This window comes from Candidatus Hydrogenedentota bacterium (genome assembly GCA_016791475.1).
Classification (GTDB): domain Bacteria; phylum Hydrogenedentota; class Hydrogenedentia; order Hydrogenedentales; family JAEUWI01; genus JAEUWI01.
The window spans coordinates 26,022-44,081 of sequence record JAEUWI010000019.1; the positions used below are offsets into that span (position 1 = coordinate 26,022).

The window sequence follows — 18,060 nt, forward strand, 5'->3', positions numbered from 1 at the left end:
GGGTGGTCCGCTGTCAACGGAACCAGGCTTTGGTGTACCATTTTCTTTTCAGGCGCAGGTTACCGCGGGCATTATCAGGAGCAAAACCATGAATATCAGCCGACGAGGCTTTCTGGCCCTTTCCGGAGCGGCCGCTTTCACCATCCTCCCTTCGTCCGCACGGGGCGCCAACGAGAAGATTCGTTGCGCGGTGGCGGGCGTGAACAACCGGGGCAAGGCCCACATCCAGGGCATCCTCGGCGCGCCGAATGCGGAGCTGGTGGCGCTGTGCGACGTGGACGCGACAGCGCTGGAAGCACAGGCCAGGGAAGCGGACCAGAAGACCGGAAAGAGCCTCAAGCGCTTTCGCGACCTCCGCGAGGTACTTGCCGACCCGGAAATTGACGCGATCACGCTGGCGCTGCCGAATCACTGGCACGTCCTCGGCGCGATATGGGGATTGCAGGCGGGCAAGCACGTGTATGTGGAAAAGCCCATGTGCCACACCTATTGGGAAGGTCTCCAGCTTGTGGCGGCGGAGAAGCAGTACGGCAAAGTGCTCATGCACGGCACGCAGCGGCGTTCCGAGCCGCTTTGGCAGCGGATGGTACACGGGCCAACGCGGGAACGATCGGCGACATCTATCTGGCGCGATGCGTCTGCTTTAACCGCCGTGACGCTATTCCCCCGCAGGCGGATGCCGCGCCGCCGGAGACGCTGGACTGGAACCTGTGGCAGGGGCCGGCCGAAGAGCGCGCCTACAACGCGAACTACGTGCACTACAACTGGCACTGGTATTGGCGCTACGGCAATGGCGAGGTGGGGAACAATCTGGTCCATTTCACGGACATCGCCAATTGGACGCTGAACAAGGGCCTGCCGGTGAAGGTCCACAGCGAAGGTGGTCGCTACGGCTATACCGACGCGGCCGAAACCCCGAACACCCAGGTGGCCACGGCGACCTTTGCCGACGGGACCATGCTGGTCAACGAAGTTCGTGGCCGATTCAGCCCGCCGGAACAAGGCACCCAGGTGGGTCTTTTCCTCTACGGCTCTGAAGGCTGGATGGCCGAGGGCAAGTTTTTCGACACGAAGGGCCAGGAAATCCCCGATCCGGAGCCATTCGACCGCGTCAACCCCACGGATGTCCATATCAACAACTTCATCGAGGCCATTCACGCCAATGACAGGGCCCGGATTACCTCCACGGCGCAGCAGGGCCTGGAAGCGGCGGCGATCTGCCATCTGGGCGATATTTCCTACCGCCTGGGCCGCACGGTGCACTTTGACCCGACCAATCACTTGATCAAGAGCGACGCCGAGGCCAACGGGATGCTGACCAAGGCCTACCGGTCGGGATTTGAGGTGCCGAAGATCAATTGACAATGGACAATGGACAATTGGCAACGAAGAAAGACCGACAGGGCGGATAGGACTGATTAGGTTGCTGATCGGTCGGATTGGCGCCCCCCTCTTCGTTGTCCATTGTCCATTGTCCATTGTCCATTGTCAATTGTCCATTGTCCATTGCAGTAAAACTTGCCGGGCGGGGCCGCTGCGTGCTATCCTTCCGCGATTTTAACTTCACAGAGCCCCCCAGATTCGCACAACGATCCGGGTGTCTGGACGACTTCGATCCAGGCCGCGAGGGGTGCTCAAGGAACCAACCCGGTCGGAGAAATTGAAAATGGCAGTTGTTTCCATGCGCGAGCTCCTTGAAGCTGGCATCCACTTTGGCCACCAGACGCGCCGCTGGCACCCCAAGATGAAACCCTACATCTTCGGCCAGCGCAATGGCATCTACATTATCGACCTCCAGCTCACGCTGCGCCAGGTCTACAAGGCCTATGGTCTGGTCCGCGAAACCGTTGCCAACGGCGGCAACGTGCTTTTCGTCGGCACGAAGAAGCAGGCGCAGGAGCCGGTAGCGCAGCAGGCCGAACGTTGCGGCATGTACTACGTCAACAACCGCTGGCTCGGCGGCACGCTCACGAACTTCCAGACGGTTAAGGGCTCCATCCAGGAGCTGAACAACCTCCAGGAGCTTGAAAAGAGCGACAAGATCGAACGTTACAGCAAGAAAGAGCGCGTGATGTTCAAGAAGCGCGCCGTCAAGCTGGAGAAGAACCTTTCCGGCATCCAGCGCATGCCCAACCTGCCCAGCGTCGTGTTCATTGCCGACGCGAAGCGCGAAAACATCGCGGTGCGCGAAGCCAAGCGCCTGGGCATCCCGAGCATCGGCATCGTGGACACGAACTGCGATCCGGACGTGGTAGATCTTCCCATCCCCGGCAACGACGACGCGATCCGTTCCATCAGCCTGTTCTGCCAGATCATCGCCGACGCGGTCATCGAAGGCCGCATGCGCGCCGAGAAACTGCGCGCGGAAGATGCCGAGAAGCGTGCGGCCCGCTCCAAGAGCAGCATGGACGACGCGGAAGAGCAGGGTGAAGAGGCGGTGGAAGAGATCGTTGTGGACGCGGCCGACGAGGAAGCTTTCGCCGACGCGCCCGCCGATGACGACAACGAATAATTTTCCGCAGACAGACTTTATTACGATCAGGAGTATTCAGACACTATGGCTACTACCGCCGCAGATGTAAAGGCCCTCCGGGAATCCACCGGCGCGGGCATGATGGATTGCAAGAAGGCGCTCGACGAGAGCAATGGCGATATGGACAAGGCGGTCATCTGGCTGCGCGAACGGGGCATTGCCAAGGCCGCGAAGCGCAGCGACAAGGTGGCTTCCGAGGGTGCGGTTCACTCCTACATCCACATGGGTGGCAAGGTGGGCGTGCTGGCCGAAGTCAACTGCGAGACCGATTTCGTCGCGCGCGGCGATGAGTTTCAGGAACTCTGCCGCAATATCTGCCTTCAGATCTGCTCCACCGCCCCGCTGGCGGTGCGCCGCGAAGAACTGAATCAAGACGTGGTCGCGGCTGAGATGGACCTTTACGTGAAGCAGGCCGCCGAAACAGGCAAACCGGAGAACATTTGCAAGCAGATTGCCGAAGGCAAGCTGAAGAAGTGGTTCTCGGAAGTGTGCCTGGTGGACCAGCAGTTCGTGAAGGACGGCGACAAGACGATCGACCAGCTCTGCACGGAGTTGAGCGGTAAAGTCGGCGAAAAGATCACCATCCGCCGCTTTGTTCGCTACCAGCTTGGCGAAGGCATCGAGAAGCAGGTGAGCAATTTCGCTGAAGAAGTTGCCGCCGAACTTGCGAAAGCGCAAGGGTAAGGATTTCCATTGACAGCGCCCATCTACAAACGCATCCTGCTGAAACTCAGCGGCGAAGCTCTCGAAGGCAACACCGGCAAGGGAGGCATTGACTTTCCGACGCTGGGCAGCTTCTGCGATGAAGTCAAAGAAGTGGTGGATCTCGGTGTGGAGGTGGGCCTTGTGGTGGGCGGCGGGAATATTTTCCGCGGGGTTCAGGGCGTGGAAACGGGTCTGGACCAGCCCACGGGTGATTACATGGGTATGCTGGCCACGGTGATAAACGCCCTGGCCATCCAAGCCTCGCTTGAGCAGCGCAATGTGCGCACCCGCGTGATGACGGCCATCGAGATGCGCCCCATCGCCGAGCCCTACATTCGCCGGCGCGCCACGCGCCATCTGGAGAAGGGCCGTGTCGTTATATTTGGCGCGGGTACGGGCAATCCGTTTTTTACAACGGACACCGCGGCGGCGCTCCGGGCGAACGAGATTGGTGCGGAACTGGTCATGAAGGCCACCAAGGTGGACGGCATCTATGACTCGGACCCCATGAAAAACCCCAACGCGAAAAAGTATGACCTGCTGGATTACACCACGGTACTGACGGACAAGCTTCGCGTCATGGATGCGACGGCCATATCGCTGTGCCGGGAAAACAAGCTTCCGATTCTGGTGTTTGATTTGACCAGGAAAGGCAATATCCTCAAGGTATTGCAGGGCGAATCGATTGGAACGTTGGTAAAGGGAGACTGATCATGTCACACCCGATTCTTGCCGAAGCGACCGAAAAGATGGACAAGAGCGTCACGGCGTTCCAGGCGGAAATTGCAAGTATCCGCACCGGTCGTGCCAACGCAAGTATCCTCGACCCGGTGGAAGTGGAAGCCTATGGCTCCCGCATGAAGATCAACCAGCTCGGCACGATCACGGTACCGGACTCTCACCTGATCGTAATCGATCTGTGGGACAAGAGCCAGATGTCGGCGGTGGAGCGCGCAATCATGTCCTCGAGCCTGGACCTGATGCCCTCCAATGACGGCCAGGTAATTCGGATTCCCATTCCCCAGTTGAACGAGCAGCGACGGCGCGATCTGGTGAAGCTGGCAGGCAAGTATGTGGAAGAGGCCAAGGTGGCCTGCCGCAGCATCCGCCGGCACGCGATTGATACGCTGAAAAAGATGCAGAAGGACGGCGAAGTCCCGGAAGACGACGCCCACCGTCTCACCGAGGCCGTGCAGAAGCTGACGGATATGCACACGGACAAGATTGACGCGATTTACAAGGCCAAAGAGGCCGATATCATGGAAGTCTAGCCGTGGGCCCCATTGCATACTATTGAACGCCCAGTTTTGCCGCGGACGCGCCATGAATCGCGTAGGTCCGCGGCATTTTTATTTCTGATCGATTAATCGATCTCCCAAGGCCCTTATTGCCCCGAAACCGGGGCCGGAAACTCGAGTGCACATGCCCGGCACACAACTCGACACGCGAATCGACATGGAGCGCCTGCCCCGCCACATTGCCATCATCATGGATGGCAACGGTCGCTGGGCGCGGGAGCACGGCCTGGCCCATGTCGAGGGACATGAAGCGGGTTCCAAGAGCGTGCGCAAGGTCATCGAGGCCTGCCGCAAACTGGGTATCGATGCCCTGAGTCTCTACGCCTTTTCAACGGAGAACTGGCGACGCTCGAAGTTTGAAGTGAGCGCCCTCTTCCGCCTGCTGAGCAAGTATATCCGGCAGGAAATTGACGAGATGCATGCGAACAATATCCGCATTTGTTTCATGGGCCGGGAAGAGGGGTTACCGAACCGCGCGCTGGCCGACATGGCCAGTTGCGTGGAGCGCACAAAGGACAATACGGCGCTGACCGTCAATATTGCATTGAACTACGGCGGGCGCGCTGAAATCGTCGACGCCACGCGGCGGATCGCGCTGGCCGTGCAATCGGGCGAGTTGCGGGCGGAAGACATCGACGAAGCGCTCTTCGCGAAGTATCTCTACCAGCCGGACCTGGCCGAGATCGACCTGCTTATCCGCACGAGCGGCGAACTGCGCGTAAGTAATTTCATGCTCTGGCAGCTTTCCTATTCGGAGATCGTGGTACCGGGCACGCTCTGGCCCGATTTTGACGAACAGTGTCTTTGCGACGCCATCGTGGCCTATCAACAGCGGAGCCGCCGCTTCGGGGGACGCCCTTGATGCGTTCCAACCAGGGCGCCACCCTTACCCGGCTGCTGACGGCACTGGTGATGCTGCCGTCCGTACTCGCCATTGTCTGGCTGCCCATGCTGGAGCCGGTCTATATTGCCCTGATCGCTCTCCTCGCGGGCATCGGCCTGACCGAATTCTTCGCCATGGTTCGGGCCAAGAATATTTCGACCTGGCCGGCGGCGGCCACGGCCTTTGGCGTGCTCATGGTGGTGGTGGCCGATCGTTCGCCGGAGCTGATGAACACGGCGCTGGTGGTTGGCGTCATAGTGCTGGCCTGGGGCCAGGTGTTTCGCGGCCAGGTGGACATGGCGGCCCTGTCGGTGACGCTCTGGGGCCTTTTCTACGCCGGATGGATGCCGGCTCACTTTGTGCTCCTGCACAACGAGGAGGCGGGGCCGGGACTGGTCACTTTGCTGATCGTGCTGATTGCCCTGTCTGATACGGGGGCCTACTTCGTCGGCAAGTCCATGGGGCGGCATAAACTGTCACCGAAGATCAGCCCGAATAAGACCTGGGAAGGCGCGATTGCCGGGGTTGTGTCGGCCGTGCTGGGCATGGCGATCGCCTGGTATATCGACGCGAACTATCCCGCCGCGCCACTGCCGGGCTGGCCCCTGTGGGCCTATGCCCTCACGGGGGCGCTGCTGGCCATTGCGGGCCAGATCGGCGATCTCATCGAATCCATGATGAAGCGAGACGCCGGGGTGAAAGATTCTGGAAAACTGCTGCCGGGGCACGGCGGCATTCTCGACCGCTGCGATGGCTTCCTCTTCGCCGGTCCCATGTTATATTACTTGCTTGCCTGGCTGTGACCGGGTTGAGGTTGAGAGAGCGATGTACGAAGATCAATTGAGCACGGTTCAGGCGGATATCAAGAAGCTCGCGGAGTTGCGTGCCTGCCTGAATGTGGACGACACGAGCATCAAGATCGAGTCGCTGGAGGCCCGCATGTCGGAGCCCGGCTTCTGGAACAATGCGGAAAGCGCCCAGGCCGTGGTACAGGAACTGAAAGCGCTCAAGGCGATCGTGACGGCGCCCCTGGAAATCGAAAAGGAACTCGAAGAGCTCGAAGTCTTTATCGAGATGGCCCGTGAGGAGAATGACGAAGGCCATGGCGAGGAAATCGACGCCCAGCTCGAAGTGGTGGCGCGGAAGCTCGACCGTCTGGAGTTGAACAGCCTCTTCATGGATCCGCGCGATTCCAAGACGGTGATCCTGAGCGTTCACCCCGGCGCGGGCGGCACGGAATCCTGCGACTGGGCCGACATGCTCCTGCGCATGATGTTGCGTTTCTGCGAGCGCAACGAGTTCAACGTGGAGTTCCTGGAATACCAGGAAGCGGAGGAGGCGGGCCTGAAGAGTGCAACACTGCGCATCACTGGGACGAATCCTTACGGCACCCTGAAGTCGGAGGCGGGCGTCCATCGCCTGGTGCGCATATCGCCCTTTGATTCACAGGCGCGACGCCACACGTCCTTTTCGGCGATCGAGGTGCTGACGGAAATCGACGACGACATCCAGATCGACCTGCGCGAAGAAGACATCAAGATGGACGTGTATCGGTCCAGCGGCGCGGGCGGTCAGAAAGTAAACAAGACCAGTTCGGCGGTGCGCCTCACCCACATCCCCTCGGGTATCGTGGTGGCGTGCCAGATCGAGCGCTCCCAGCACCGGAACCGCGACGTGGCCATGCAGATGCTGCGCTCGAAGTTGTATGACATTGAGCAGAAGAAGCTGGAGGCGGAATTGGATTCGCAGCGCGAGGGCCATCAGGATGTGGCCTGGGGCAGCCAGATCCGGAGCTACGTGCTGCACCCGTATCAGATGATCAAGGATCACCGGACCGGTTGCGAGACGGGCAACGTGACCAAGGTGCTCGATGGCGGTCTGGAGCCCTTTATCACCGCGTATCTGAAGTGGAACCTGGAAAAGAAGCACCGGAATAACTGAGAAACGGGAGAACGGACATTCCTGTCCGTTTCTTCGCGCAATTTCGTTGCGCGCTACGCGGGCAGGAAAGCCCGTGCTTCCGCATTTTGATAATTTGCTGGCAGACGCCCTTTGGCAAGGCCGCGCGCTGGCCGCAAGGAGAAGAAACCATGGACCAGAACAATCCCCTCTTCCAGAAGCTGGAAAAGCTCTTCACAAAGGTAAAGGAGACCATCGAATCGGCGGACGACTCCAAGATCTCGCCGGACGACCGCAAGCTGGTTCACCTGATTGAGAGCAAGATGGTGGACGAGGCCCTGAAGATCGCGGAGAATTCCAACATTCCCGGTTTGAAGAAGACGGTGAAGGTCCTCTCCCAGACGATGGCGAAGGCCCTGGACATTGAAGCGAAGCCCGCGGGCGCAGCCCACACCGAGGAACTCTCCGGCGCGGCGGCGGACCTGCGCCAACACCGCGTGAACAAGATGGAGCGTATTCGCGCGCGGGGCGACGAGCCCTTCAAGTACGCCTTCGATCGCTCCCACAACATTGAAGAAGCCCGCGCGGCCTTTGAAGCGGTGGAGCCCTCCGGCACGGAAGAAAACCCGGCGGAAGTTCCCGCGCGGCTTGCCGGTCGCGTGGTGGCCTTCCGCAGTCAGGGCAAGAGCGCTTTCGCGGACATCCGCGACGAGTTCGGCCGTGTGCAAGTCTTTTTCGGGCTTCAGCAGGTGGGTGAAGAAGCCTTCGCCGCACTGGACGACTTGGACCTGGGCGATTTCATCGGTGTAACCGGCCCTGTAAAGCGCACGCGTCGCGGCGAGATTACCCTCTTCGCGACGAGCTTTGAGATCCTGACCAAGTCCCTGCGCCCGGCGGCGGAAAAGTACCATGGCCTGAAGGATGTGGAAACGCGGTATCGCCAACGTTACCTCGACATGGTGGCGAATCCCGAAGTGCTCGTGACCTTCAAGAAGCGCATCCAGGTGGTGTCAGTCATGCGTTCCTGGCTGGAAGCCCGAGGCTACCTTGAAGTGGAAACGCCCATGCTCCACCCCATCGTGGGCGGCGCGACGGCGCGGCCTTTCATCACGCATCACAACACCTACGACCGGGATCTGTTCCTGCGCGTGGCGCCGGAGCTCTATTTGAAGCGCCTGATCGTGGGCGGTTTCGACAAGGTTTTTGAGATCAACCGCTGCTTCCGCAACGAGGGCGTGGACACGCGCCACAATCCCGAGTTTACAACGATGGAACTCTACGAGGCCTATCAGGATTACTTAGGATTAATGGAAGAAACGGAAGAGATGCTCACCGACATCATCGAGAAGGTGGTGGGTTCGAGCACCTTCGAGTACCAGGGCCACACGATCAGCGTGGCGCGGCCGTGGAAGCGCATGACGCTTCACGATGCGATCCGCCAGTATGCGGGCATCGATCTTGAAGCGACGCGCGACCGGGACGAGGCCGCGCGCCTGGCGAAGTCGGCCGGCGTGGACGTGGACCCCACCATGGGCTACGGCAAGATCGTGGACGAGGTGATGTCGCTGAAGGTTCAGCCGAACCTGGTGCAGCCGACCTTCCTTTATGATTATCCGATCGAGTTGTCACCCCTGGCGAAGAAGAAGCGGGACAACGAGGCGCTCACGGAGCGTTTCCAACCCTTTATCGCGTGCCTGGAAGTGGGCAATGCGTTTTCCGAGTTGAATGACCCCATCGACCAGCGCGAGCGCTTTGAGGCCCAGGCGGCCCTGCGCGAAGCGGGCGACGAAGAGGCCCAGTATCTCGATGAAGATTTCATCACCTCGCTGGAGGTGGGCATGCCCCCCACGGCCGGCCTGGGCATCGGCATCGACCGCCTCGCGATGATTGTGACGAACTCGGCGTCGATCCGGGAAGTGATTTTGTTTCCGCAGTTGCGGACGGTTTGAGGGCGAGGGACATAAAGGACTAAAGCGACATAAGGGACATGCAAGTTTTGTGAAGCGCCCTAATTGTCGATCGGGTCTTGTACGTCCTTTTTGTCCCTTAAGTCCTGAACCCAGCGAGATTGACCCCAGCGTGTCACCAGGAGGTGCCTGATCCGTGCCGTTTGAACTTTTTGTGGCCCTGCGCTATCTGCGGGGCAAGCGGAAGAACCGCTTCGTCTCGCTGATCACGGTGATCTCCGTGGCGGGCGTCTGCGTCGGGGTCATGGCCCTCATCGTCGTGATGAGCGTGATGACCGGCTTCGACAATGCCCTGCGCGCAACCATCATCGGCAACCGCTCCCATGTAGATTTCCGCATCAAGAACAATCTTTCGATTCTTGATTACGAGGAGGGCATCCGCCAGCTCAAAGCCGCCAGCCCGGACATCGTTGCGGCGGCCCCGGTGGTGGTGACGGAGTCGCTGCTCCAGCGCGGCGGGGCGACGACGGGCGGCATAATCCTGGGGGTGAATCCCGAGTTGGAAAGCGAAGTCACCGATCTGGCGACGAACCTGACCAGCGCGGAAGGTCGCCACTTCGGAAAGGGCACGCTTCCCGGCGACAAGGAAATCGTGCTGGGCTATCGGCTGGCTGCCCGTATCGGGGCCAACGTCGGCGACGACATTATTGTCTACACCGCGAAGGCCAAGAGCAGTCCCTTTGGCCCCCGGGGCGGCTCCAACATCTCCCTGACGATCTGTGGCATTTCCGAGGCCCGGATGTCCGACATCGACATGGTCTACGGCTACGTGAACATGGAAACCGCCCGGAAATTGAGTGGGCGCGAGGGCGCGGACAGCATCCGCTGCAAGCTGAAGGATCCCTACCTGGCGGAGAAGGTGAAGCAGGAGATCGAGGGCACCGAAGGCCTGCCCTACTACGGCGAAACGTGGTATGAGAGCCAGCAGGAGTTTTTCGGTGCGCTGGAGCAGGAGAAGGTGGCCATGTTCATCATCCTGGCCTTCATTATCCTCGTGGCGGCCTTTAACATCACCAGTACCTTGATCATGATCGTGCTGGAGAAGCAGCGCGACATAGGCATTCTGCGCACCCTCGGCGTGAGCGGCGGATCCATCATCTGGCTCTTTATCGTGGAGGGTCTGCTCATCGGGCTGAGCGGCACCTTCGCGGGGGTGATCCTGGGTACGGTATTCGCCTATTACATCAACCCCATCGCGGAGGCCATCGCGTGGGTGCTCGGCATCGATCTCTTCAACGCGACGATCTACTACTACGACCGGATTCCCAGCGACGTGGTGCCCTACGATGTGGCGTGGATTACCATCAGCGCCGTTATCCTGACCTTCGTTTCCACCCTGTATCCCGCCTGGAGCGCTTCGCGCCTTACCCCCGTGGATGCCCTGCGCCATGAATAGTATCCTGAGCTGCCAGAACATACAGAAGAGCTACGACGACGGCAATCGCAAGCTGGAGATTCTGCGGGGCGTGGACCTCGAAGTGCGCGAAGGCGAGATCCTGGCCATCAGCGGCCCCTCGGGCGTGGGCAAGAGCACCCTGCTCCATATCATGGGCACCCTCGACAAGCCCACCAGTGGCGACGTGCTCTATCAGGGCCGCGCACTGTCGGGATTGGGCCGCAAAGAGATCAACCGCATTCGCAATGAAGAGATCGGATTCGTTTTCCAGTTCTACCACCTCCTGCCGGAATTCACGGCGCTGGAAAACGTGATGATGCCCGCCATCTGCAAGGGGGCGTCGCGCAAGACGGCCGCCACCCGCGCGGAAGAACTCCTTCACACCGTGGGCCTTGCCGAGCGCATGACCCACAAGCCCGGCCAGCTCAGCGGCGGCGAACAGCAGCGCGTGGCCATTGCCCGCGCGCTGTACAACAAGCCCAGCGTCGTCCTCAGCGACGAGCCCACAGGCAACCTCGACGAAAACACGGGCGGCAGCATCATCGATCTGATCTGGAAGCTCAACGAAGAGCACGGCGTGACCCTCGTCATCGTAACCCACGACGACAGCCTCGCGGCGAGGGCCCACCGCTGGATCCACATGCACGGCGGCCTGGCGGAGTTGAAGAAGTCTTAAGGACAGCGTCGAATGGCGCTAAGCCGAGGGCATGCTCCACGCAGTTTCGAGGTCACCCTGGGGTGCCACCTCAATCGAGCAATGCTCGTTTGGGTGCCAAGAGGGAGGAGAGCTACACCCTGTAAAGAGGCCCGCTTCCGGCTCGAGAACCCGAAGGGGGTGGTGCGGAATATTTACGCACGTCAACCAAGCCCGCTCAAGTAACTCTGGAATTTCAATTTCCACCGCTCAACGCACCCAAACGAGCGTTGCTCGATTGCGGTGGCACCCGTCGTCCGATTTGGAGTGAGGCGTGCCCGCTTTACACCTCCCGGTCCTTCTGCTAGAGTGGCACCATGCTACGGGCGGCCGTGAGGCGGCCCAATCGGGAGATGGACCATGAAACGCAGAACCTTTTTGCGGGCCACGGGCACACTGGCGGCGGCGAGCCTTGCCGGTTGCCAGACGGTACCGGAACCCACTGGGGTGGCGATCTCAACGGAGACGAAAGCCATGCGAATTGATCCCGCCAAAGTCGACAACCGTAATCAGAACCGCTCCACGATGACCTGCATGCACGGCATGGCCTGTACGAGTCAGCCCCTGGCATCGCTCGCGGGGGTGGACGTGTTGCGCGCGGGCGGGAACGCCATCGACGCCGCCATAGCAGCAAACGCGCTGCTGAGCCTGGTGGAGCCGATGAACTGCGGGCCGGGCGGAGACCTTTTTGCCATCGTGTGGATCGAGAAGGAGCAGAAGCTGTTCGGACTAAACGCGAGCGGACGGGCTCCCTATGGATGGAATCTGGCCGAAGCCCGAAAACATAATCTTTCCACGATCCCGGGCGCTTCGCCCTTTGCGTGGAGTGTGCCGGGCTGCGTCAGCGGATGGAAGGCCCTGGGAGAACGCTTTGGACGGCAGAAGGCATCGGACTGGTTCGAGCCGGTCGTGCGCTATGCCCGTGAAGGCTTCCCAGTCTCCCCCATCATCGCGTCGGACTGGGGCACGATGGACCCCGCGAAATTTCCCACGCTCGCGGCGACCTTTGCGCCGGGCGGTGCGAGTCCGCGCTTCGGTGATGTGTTCACCAATCCTGATCTGGCCGCCTTCTACGAGATCCTGATCCGAGATGGGCTGGACGCCTTCTATCACGGCGAACCAGCGGAGCGAATCGTCAAGTTTTCCCGCGAGAACGGCGGTTATTTTGATTTGAAAGACTTCACCGACCACACTGCCGATTGGGTGGAACCGGCAAGCACAAATTATCGCGGCTATGACGTGTGGGAGATTCCGCCGAACGGCCAGGGCATTTGCGTGCTCCAGATGCTGAACATGCTGGAGCAATTCGATATTGGGAGTCTAACTCCAAATTCGCCGGAGCAACTCCACCTCTTTGTTGAAGCCAAAAAACTGGCCTATGAAGATCGGGCGGTGTACTACGCGGATCCGACCTTTGCCGATGTGCCCATGGATTGGTTGATCTCGAAGGACTATGGTGCGCAGCGCGCGAAGCTCATCGATCCGAAGCGCGCTTCGCAGGCGCCCGCCCCCGGCGAGTTCGATAAGTCCGACACCATCTACATGACGACGTCGGACGCGGAGGGCAACATGGTATCGCTGATCCAGAGCACCTATGGCGGTTGGGGTTCTCGGCTGGTGCCGGATCGGCTTGGCTTTCCAATTCAGAATCGGGGCAGCGCCTTCGCCGTGGACGAAAAGCACCGCAACCGACTGGAGCCGCACAAGCGACCTTTCCATACGATCATTCCGGCATTTGTTACGCAAGGCGGCCGGCCCGTCTTTTCCTTTGGCGTGATGGGCGGCGCGTTTCAACCGCAGGGCCACACGCAGGTTCTGATGAACCTCATCGACTTCGGTATGTCGCCCCAGCAGGCGGGTGAACAGCCGCGCGTGGAGCATGGCGGAAGTTCGGACCCCAATGGGAGCCGGCGCGTGGATGGGGGGCAGGTTCGCTTCGAACACCACATTCCCGATGCGACGAAAGTAGCGCTGGCCGGGATGGGTCATCAGGTGCACGAGAGCCCCGGCGCCTTTGGCGGCTACCAGGGCATCTGGCGCGAAGAGGGACCGCGCCGTTACTTTGGCGGAACAGATCCGCGCAAAGATGGGTGCGCAATCGGCTATTGAGTCCGTCTGATCAATTCAAAACCTGGTGGATGTCGCGGAAATTAAGGAAGGCGCACTGGCCCGAGTCGGCCAAAGCGTTAACCGTATCCTTGAACTTCGCGTGCAGGCCGCGATTGAGTCGTCCGTCATCGTAGAATTCCCAGTGATGAAGGACGAGCACCGTGACGGGGTGATCCTCCATGTAGGCGTGGAAGCGTTGGAGTTCCACCTCGGTGTTCTTGAACTTCGAGAAGATGACGCCGGGATGTTCGATACATGACGCCCCGCCCGATCGGAGCACGTTCCTCCCACGCACCTTCATCCAGGCGTAGGCCGGGAGGACGGTGGCCGGGAGCCGCGTGCGGTCCAGCCAGCCCAGAGAGAAGATCTGAAACTTTCTCAGGATCTCGTGGAAGGAGGCACGGGAGTACTTGTCCTGAGGCGCGACGAAGGTCGTGGGGGTTGCGCCAAAGGCTTCCTGGAGGATCGCGGAACCCGCGCGCAACTTTTCCGCCGCGCTTGACCTGTCGGGCAATTCAAACTCATAGCGACCGGGTGCGCCGCCGTGGCAAAAGCCGTGCTGGAGAATTTCCACGGCAGGCGCTCCCCGCAGGTAGCGCGTAAGTGCGGGATTATCCAGGACGGAAAAGCACTCTTCCCTCCCCTGATATTCCCGGGGTATAAAGGGCTCAAACGTGCCGGGACCGAAATCGCGGGAATTCGTTCGGGCGTTGGCGTCTACCTTGGGAATGACCGAGAAGTTTACCGGCAGGCCCGCGTCGAGTGCGAATCCATATATTTCATCAACGCGCTCCGGCTGAGAAAAGTAACACAGGTCATCATCCCGGATCAGCACGTGCTTCATGGCGTCACGTCCCTGTAAAAGGCCAGCAGTTGATCCGTGATCACATCCCAACTGTAGTTCTCAACGGCCTGGGCGCCGTTCTCCACCAGCTTCTTCTGAAGAGCCTCATCGCTAAGGAGCATACGCATCTTGTCCGTGAGGTCGTCTGGCTGTTCAAGATCGAAAAACAATCCATTTTCGCGATCTTCGACGAAGGACTTTATCCCGCCGACGGGGGCGCAGATAACGGGCTTACCGGCGGCCCAGGCTTCCAGAATGACGATGCCAAAGGTTTCGTAACGGCTGGTGTGGACAAACACATCGGCTGCCGCATAGCAGTCAGACAGCTCCGGATCGTCAAAGTCGAGATTCTGGATCAGCACCACGGAATCCGCGATCTTGTGCTCGGCGATGGCCTCCAGGATTTCTCGGAAATACTTGTCATCGTAGACCACGCCCACCATCACGAGGGTCATTTTCTGGCCCTCGCGCCGGAGCTTCGCGAAGCTGTTCACCAACAGCAATTGATTCTTCTGGCTGTAGAAGCTGGCGACGGAGAGAATGATCCTGGAATCCGCCGGAATGCCGTGCTTGCGTAAGAAATGCTCCCGCGAACCGGAGCGAAACTTGTTCAGGTCGACACCGTTGGGGAAGTAGGCAATCCTCTTGTTGGGATACTTTTCCTGCATTCGATTCTGCTCCCCGGCCCCCAGGCAAATGATACCGCTCGCATCGTCAAGCACCCGATTCTTCCGCAGGAGCATGTCAATCGGCTTGCCCCAGTTGAAGCTCCCTTTCAGCGGCTTGACGATCTGGTCCACCAGTTCCTTCGGGATATCGATCGCGCCCCCGTGGATGGATACCACGTAGGGGATGCCCTTCAGTCGCGCCACGAGCCGAACCAGCGCACCAACGCGACCGGCGGTGTGGAGGTGGATAACCATGGCGTTGTTGCAGATCAGCAACTTGACGAACATGGCGAACGAGTACAGGTCGCCACCGCGCTTGTCGAGCAGTTTTCGGTTTTCCCGGGAAAGACCGAATCGGGTGTAGGTATATCCGAAGCGGTGGGTGGCGATTCCGCACACCTCTTCGGAACGCCGGTCCGAAAGGGCAAGTGACGTATAAATCTCCGGGTCGTAGCCGCGCTCTTTCTGCTTCCTGGAAATTTCGACGATGACCGTCTCGGTTCCACCCCACTCTTCCTTTACCATGCGGCGAGGCACATGGATGATCTTCGCACTCAACTGCCGTCTCCCTGCGGGGAACCCCCGATTGTTCCCGCCACGAAACGCACGCAATCTAATGCAGGATCTGGATTTGCACGTGCCCAGATCAGGGCATGGCCCCGTGACAGGTTGGCTCTCTCCACTGCACTATAGCACGAGGGTCGCCAAATGGGAAAGGACTATTTTACGGAGCGACGGATTCGGGGAATTATGGACACGCGCAAGACAATGTGAGAAATTCAAGAAGAGATCGAGAACCCCGGACCACGTCGCACCGGGGCCAGACGCGCGTTCGCGCCCGCTCAGGCCGGTTTAACCGCAAGCAGCAGGTAATACTCAATGAGCCACGCGGCGTAGGCGTCGTCCCCCAGCGGCCCGATGCGAAGCCGTCCCGCGCGGGCATAGCCCGCCTCATCCCGGGGAAAGTCGCCGGGCGCGTCGGCCACCAGGCTTGCCAGCTTGCACTGGGCAACACCGGCGCGGTTCATCAGCCAGCGCAACTCGTGGGCCGTATAGAAGCGAAGATTGTCCCGGGACCAAACGCCGCGCTCGCCATAGTCCCAGCGCCCCTCGGCCAGTGCGCAGACAATCTTGTGGTACTGCATGTTGGGCACGGCGGCGAGAAAGAGTCCGCCCGGGGCGAGCAACTTCAGGAGCGGCGGAAGAAACGCTTCGGGGTTGCGCAGCCGCTCAAGGGCATCGCCGCAGATCATGCAGTCGAAGCGTTGTCGCGGCAATTGGACGAAATCGAGGGGACCCTGAACTACCTCGTCGTATCCTTCGTGGGGTCCCGGCGTGCCCGCGGTGGCGTCAACGAGCCCGATCACTTCGCGGGCGCCGCGCGACTTGATGCGATGTCCCCGCTGTCCCCACGTGCCCGTGCAGTCGAGAATACGGGCGGCCGAAGGGGGCACAAAGTCGAGTATATATTCGAGCGACAGGTTGCGCGCGCGCTCCGGATGGTGGCAGATCGTGTCGGGGGCTTCGATTGGGCTCATGGGTGATTCCTTCCGCCGGCATGATAGCAGAGGCGCGGGCTCGCGCTCATTGTTCCAAAGGCGGGCGATGGCGGGCCATATTCCGGCGCACTGCGGACCCTACCCGCTTGCCAGCGCCTCCAACCTCATCTTCAGCAGACGGTCAGCGGTCGGCTGGCCGCTCCCCCTCATAGAGACTCGCAATCCCAAAGGTCAGCGGTGTTGCCGACACTCCCTCAAAGCCCGCATCGCGCATGAGCTTGCAGAAATCTTCGCCATAGGGAAAAGTCTCCACCGTCTCGTTGAGGTAGCGGTAGGCGTGGGAATCACCCGAGATGAGTGCGCCGATGCGGGGCAGGATGTTGCGGAAGTAGAAGAGGTACAGGGCCCGAAAAGGACGGTTGGCCGGCAGGGAAAACTCCAGGATCAGCGCGCGTCCGCCCGGCTTCAGGATCCGCCGCATTTCCCCGAGGGCCGCGGGCACGTCGATCACGTTGCGGATGCCAAAGGATATGGTGACCGCGTCAAACTGTTCCGAGTCGAGCCCCAGACAGGTAGCATCGCCGCGTACAAGGCGGAACTTTTCAAACAAGCCCAGCTTGATCAGCTTGAGCCGGCCATACTTCAGCATGCCGCCCGACATATCCAGACCTACGCCCGATTTCACCTGAGCGCAGGCGCCGTGCATGGAAATCAGCACATCGGCCGTCCCGGTGGCGAGATCCAGCACATGGAGGCCGGGCCGGGCCGGAATTCGACGGTTCAGACGCTTCCGCCAGCTCACGTCGGTCCCCATGGAAAGGAGGCGGTTGAGCAGATCATAGCGGTGGGCGATCCGGTCAAACATCTTGAAGGCTTGCATGCGCGATGGCGGGGTGGGGGTACTCTGGGGCACGGAAGGATCCTGTTCGTGGATGGCACGTGAAGCGCCTGCATGGAAAGGTGGATCGTATGCCATGGCAGGCCGGGAAACCAAGTTTCAAGCGGGAAAACCACAACCCTGCGCGATTCTTTGGTTCCTGAAGAGATTATTCAGTCCGAACCGCATTCCGAGTCGCCCCGGAGCAGCAACACTACATATTGAGCCGATTCCATCCGGACTTCCGCCCAACAACCCACAAGGCATTGAAATTTAATGCGTTACACAATCTCTTTCTCTTGACAGGCCCTACATGTTGTGGTATGGTAACGCAGTCAAAAAGCAGAAGCCCCCGTTTCACCTCGCGAGTGTATGTCGTGACCGTTGATGATATTGTAGACATCGGGCGAAGCGCCATGATTGTGACGCTGCTGGCCTCCGCGCCCATGCTTCTTTCCGGCATGGTCGTGGGCTTGCTCATCAGCATTTTTCAGTCGGTGACGCAGATCCAGGAAATCACCCTCACCTTCGTGCCGAAGATTGTGGTGGTCCTGGTAGCCTTTGTCATTTTCCTTCCGTGGATGTCCGATGTCATTCTGGTCTTCGTGCGCGACTTGTATGGCAGCTTCGATACACTGGTGTTACCGTAGCCGCCCGGTGCCTGGCACCCGGGGTGTGTGCGGCAGGA

The 18,060-nt window shown here is 60.1% G+C and carries 18 protein-coding genes; 14 read left to right on the forward strand and 4 right to left on the reverse strand.

Annotation, left to right across the window (positions count from 1 at the left end; translation table 11 throughout):
- Positions 1-88: 88 nt before the first annotated feature.
- The 13 genes from JNK74_11935 to JNK74_11995 all read left to right on the forward strand — a co-directional run bounded on the left by JNK74_11935 (position 89) and on the right by JNK74_11995 (position 13,484).
- On the forward strand, positions 89-847 hold the full coding sequence (locus JNK74_11935) for a Gfo/Idh/MocA family oxidoreductase (protein ID MBL7646887.1): 759 nt from the start codon (positions 89-91) through the stop codon (positions 845-847).
- On the forward strand, positions 799-1,362 hold the full coding sequence (locus JNK74_11940) for a hypothetical protein (protein ID MBL7646888.1): 564 nt from the start codon (positions 799-801) through the stop codon (positions 1,360-1,362). Before JNK74_11935 ends, JNK74_11940 begins: the two co-directional genes overlap by 49 nt.
- Before the next feature lie 304 nt (positions 1,363-1,666).
- Entirely contained in the window at positions 1,667-2,512 is an 846-nt protein-coding gene (gene rpsB / locus JNK74_11945) for a 30S ribosomal protein S2 (GenBank protein ID MBL7646889.1), read from the forward strand.
- A gap of 45 nt (positions 2,513-2,557) precedes the next feature.
- The gene (gene tsf / locus JNK74_11950; GenBank protein ID MBL7646890.1) at positions 2,558-3,217 is read left to right on the forward strand and encodes a translation elongation factor Ts; all 660 of its coding nucleotides are present in this window, start codon (positions 2,558-2,560) and stop codon (positions 3,215-3,217) included.
- Between the two features lie 9 nt (positions 3,218-3,226).
- Entirely contained in the window at positions 3,227-3,949 is a 723-nt protein-coding gene (locus tag JNK74_11955; GenBank protein ID MBL7646891.1) for a UMP kinase, read from the forward strand.
- Positions 3,950-3,951: 2 nt separating this feature from the next.
- On the forward strand, positions 3,952-4,509 hold the full coding sequence (gene frr, locus JNK74_11960; protein ID MBL7646892.1) for a ribosome recycling factor: 558 nt from the start codon (positions 3,952-3,954) through the stop codon (positions 4,507-4,509).
- Between the two features lie 151 nt (positions 4,510-4,660).
- Entirely contained in the window at positions 4,661-5,398 is a 738-nt protein-coding gene (locus JNK74_11965) for an isoprenyl transferase (GenBank protein MBL7646893.1), read from the forward strand.
- Complete coding sequence (locus JNK74_11970) at positions 5,398-6,222, forward strand: phosphatidate cytidylyltransferase (protein ID MBL7646894.1); 825 nt, start codon at positions 5,398-5,400, stop codon at positions 6,220-6,222. The genes JNK74_11965 and JNK74_11970 overlap by 1 nt, the downstream gene beginning before the upstream one ends.
- A gap of 22 nt (positions 6,223-6,244) precedes the next feature.
- Positions 6,245-7,360 (forward strand): peptide chain release factor 2, encoded by a 1,116-nt coding sequence (gene prfB / locus JNK74_11975; protein MBL7646895.1) that lies wholly within the window; start codon positions 6,245-6,247, stop codon positions 7,358-7,360.
- Between the two features lie 362 nt (positions 7,361-7,722).
- A complete protein-coding gene (lysS, locus tag JNK74_11980; protein MBL7646896.1) occupies positions 7,723-9,267 on the forward strand; it encodes a lysine--tRNA ligase in 1,545 nt (514 codons plus the stop codon).
- Positions 9,268-9,421: 154 nt separating this feature from the next.
- Positions 9,422-10,681 (forward strand): lipoprotein-releasing ABC transporter permease subunit, encoded by a 1,260-nt coding sequence (locus tag JNK74_11985; GenBank protein MBL7646897.1) that lies wholly within the window; start codon positions 9,422-9,424, stop codon positions 10,679-10,681.
- On the forward strand, positions 10,674-11,357 hold the full coding sequence (locus JNK74_11990) for an ABC transporter ATP-binding protein (protein MBL7646898.1): 684 nt from the start codon (positions 10,674-10,676) through the stop codon (positions 11,355-11,357). The genes JNK74_11985 and JNK74_11990 overlap by 8 nt, the downstream gene beginning before the upstream one ends.
- A 378-nt stretch (positions 11,358-11,735) precedes the next feature.
- Positions 11,736-13,484 (forward strand): gamma-glutamyltransferase family protein, encoded by a 1,749-nt coding sequence (locus JNK74_11995; protein ID MBL7646899.1) that lies wholly within the window; start codon positions 11,736-11,738, stop codon positions 13,482-13,484.
- A gap of 10 nt (positions 13,485-13,494) precedes the next feature.
- On the opposite strand, the gene JNK74_12000 is transcribed toward JNK74_11995, so the two are convergent.
- The 4 genes from JNK74_12000 to ubiE form a co-directional block, all read right to left on the reverse strand.
- Positions 13,495-14,328, reverse strand: coding sequence for a DUF2334 domain-containing protein (locus JNK74_12000; protein MBL7646900.1), 834 nt, complete (start codon positions 14,326-14,328; stop codon positions 13,495-13,497).
- Positions 14,325-15,521, reverse strand: coding sequence for a glycosyltransferase family 4 protein (locus JNK74_12005; GenBank protein MBL7646901.1), 1,197 nt, complete (start codon positions 15,519-15,521; stop codon positions 14,325-14,327). The genes JNK74_12000 and JNK74_12005 overlap by 4 nt, the downstream gene beginning before the upstream one ends.
- A gap of 317 nt (positions 15,522-15,838) precedes the next feature.
- Positions 15,839-16,534: a methyltransferase domain-containing protein gene (locus tag JNK74_12010; GenBank protein MBL7646902.1), complete on the reverse strand. Its 696-nt coding sequence runs from the start codon at positions 16,532-16,534 to the stop codon at positions 15,839-15,841.
- 142 nt (positions 16,535-16,676) lie between these two features.
- Positions 16,677-17,408 (reverse strand): bifunctional demethylmenaquinone methyltransferase/2-methoxy-6-polyprenyl-1,4-benzoquinol methylase UbiE, encoded by a 732-nt coding sequence (gene ubiE / locus JNK74_12015; protein MBL7646903.1) that lies wholly within the window; start codon positions 17,406-17,408, stop codon positions 16,677-16,679.
- A 341-nt stretch (positions 17,409-17,749) separates the two neighbouring features.
- Between ubiE and fliQ the strand changes: the two genes are divergently transcribed.
- The gene (fliQ, locus tag JNK74_12020) at positions 17,750-18,022 is read left to right on the forward strand and encodes a flagellar biosynthesis protein FliQ (protein ID MBL7646904.1); all 273 of its coding nucleotides are present in this window, start codon (positions 17,750-17,752) and stop codon (positions 18,020-18,022) included.
- The last annotated feature ends 38 nt before the right edge of the window (positions 18,023-18,060 follow it).

Coding starts and splice junctions, on each gene's coding strand:
- JNK74_12010 (MBL7646902.1), bottom strand. CDS start 16,534: ATGAGCCCAATCGAAGCCCCCGACACGATCTGCCACCATCCGGAGCGC.
- JNK74_11995 (MBL7646899.1), top strand. CDS start 11,736: ATGAAACGCAGAACCTTTTTGCGGGCCACGGGCACACTGGCGGCGGCG.
- JNK74_11970 (MBL7646894.1), top strand. CDS start 5,398: ATGCGTTCCAACCAGGGCGCCACCCTTACCCGGCTGCTGACGGCACTG.
- lysS (MBL7646896.1), top strand. CDS start 7,723: ATGGCGAAGGCCCTGGACATTGAAGCGAAGCCCGCGGGCGCAGCCCAC.
- JNK74_12000 (MBL7646900.1), bottom strand. CDS start 14,328: ATGAAGCACGTGCTGATCCGGGATGATGACCTGTGTTACTTTTCTCAG.
- prfB (MBL7646895.1), top strand. CDS start 6,245: ATGTACGAAGATCAATTGAGCACGGTTCAGGCGGATATCAAGAAGCTC.
- JNK74_11990 (MBL7646898.1), top strand. CDS start 10,674: ATGAATAGTATCCTGAGCTGCCAGAACATACAGAAGAGCTACGACGAC.
- JNK74_11965 (MBL7646893.1), top strand. CDS start 4,661: ATGCCCGGCACACAACTCGACACGCGAATCGACATGGAGCGCCTGCCC.
- JNK74_12005 (MBL7646901.1), bottom strand. CDS start 15,521: ATGGTAAAGGAAGAGTGGGGTGGAACCGAGACGGTCATCGTCGAAATT.
- JNK74_11935 (MBL7646887.1), top strand. CDS start 89: ATGAATATCAGCCGACGAGGCTTTCTGGCCCTTTCCGGAGCGGCCGCT.
- rpsB (MBL7646889.1), top strand. CDS start 1,667: ATGGCAGTTGTTTCCATGCGCGAGCTCCTTGAAGCTGGCATCCACTTT.
- tsf (MBL7646890.1), top strand. CDS start 2,558: ATGGCTACTACCGCCGCAGATGTAAAGGCCCTCCGGGAATCCACCGGC.
- frr (MBL7646892.1), top strand. CDS start 3,952: ATGTCACACCCGATTCTTGCCGAAGCGACCGAAAAGATGGACAAGAGC.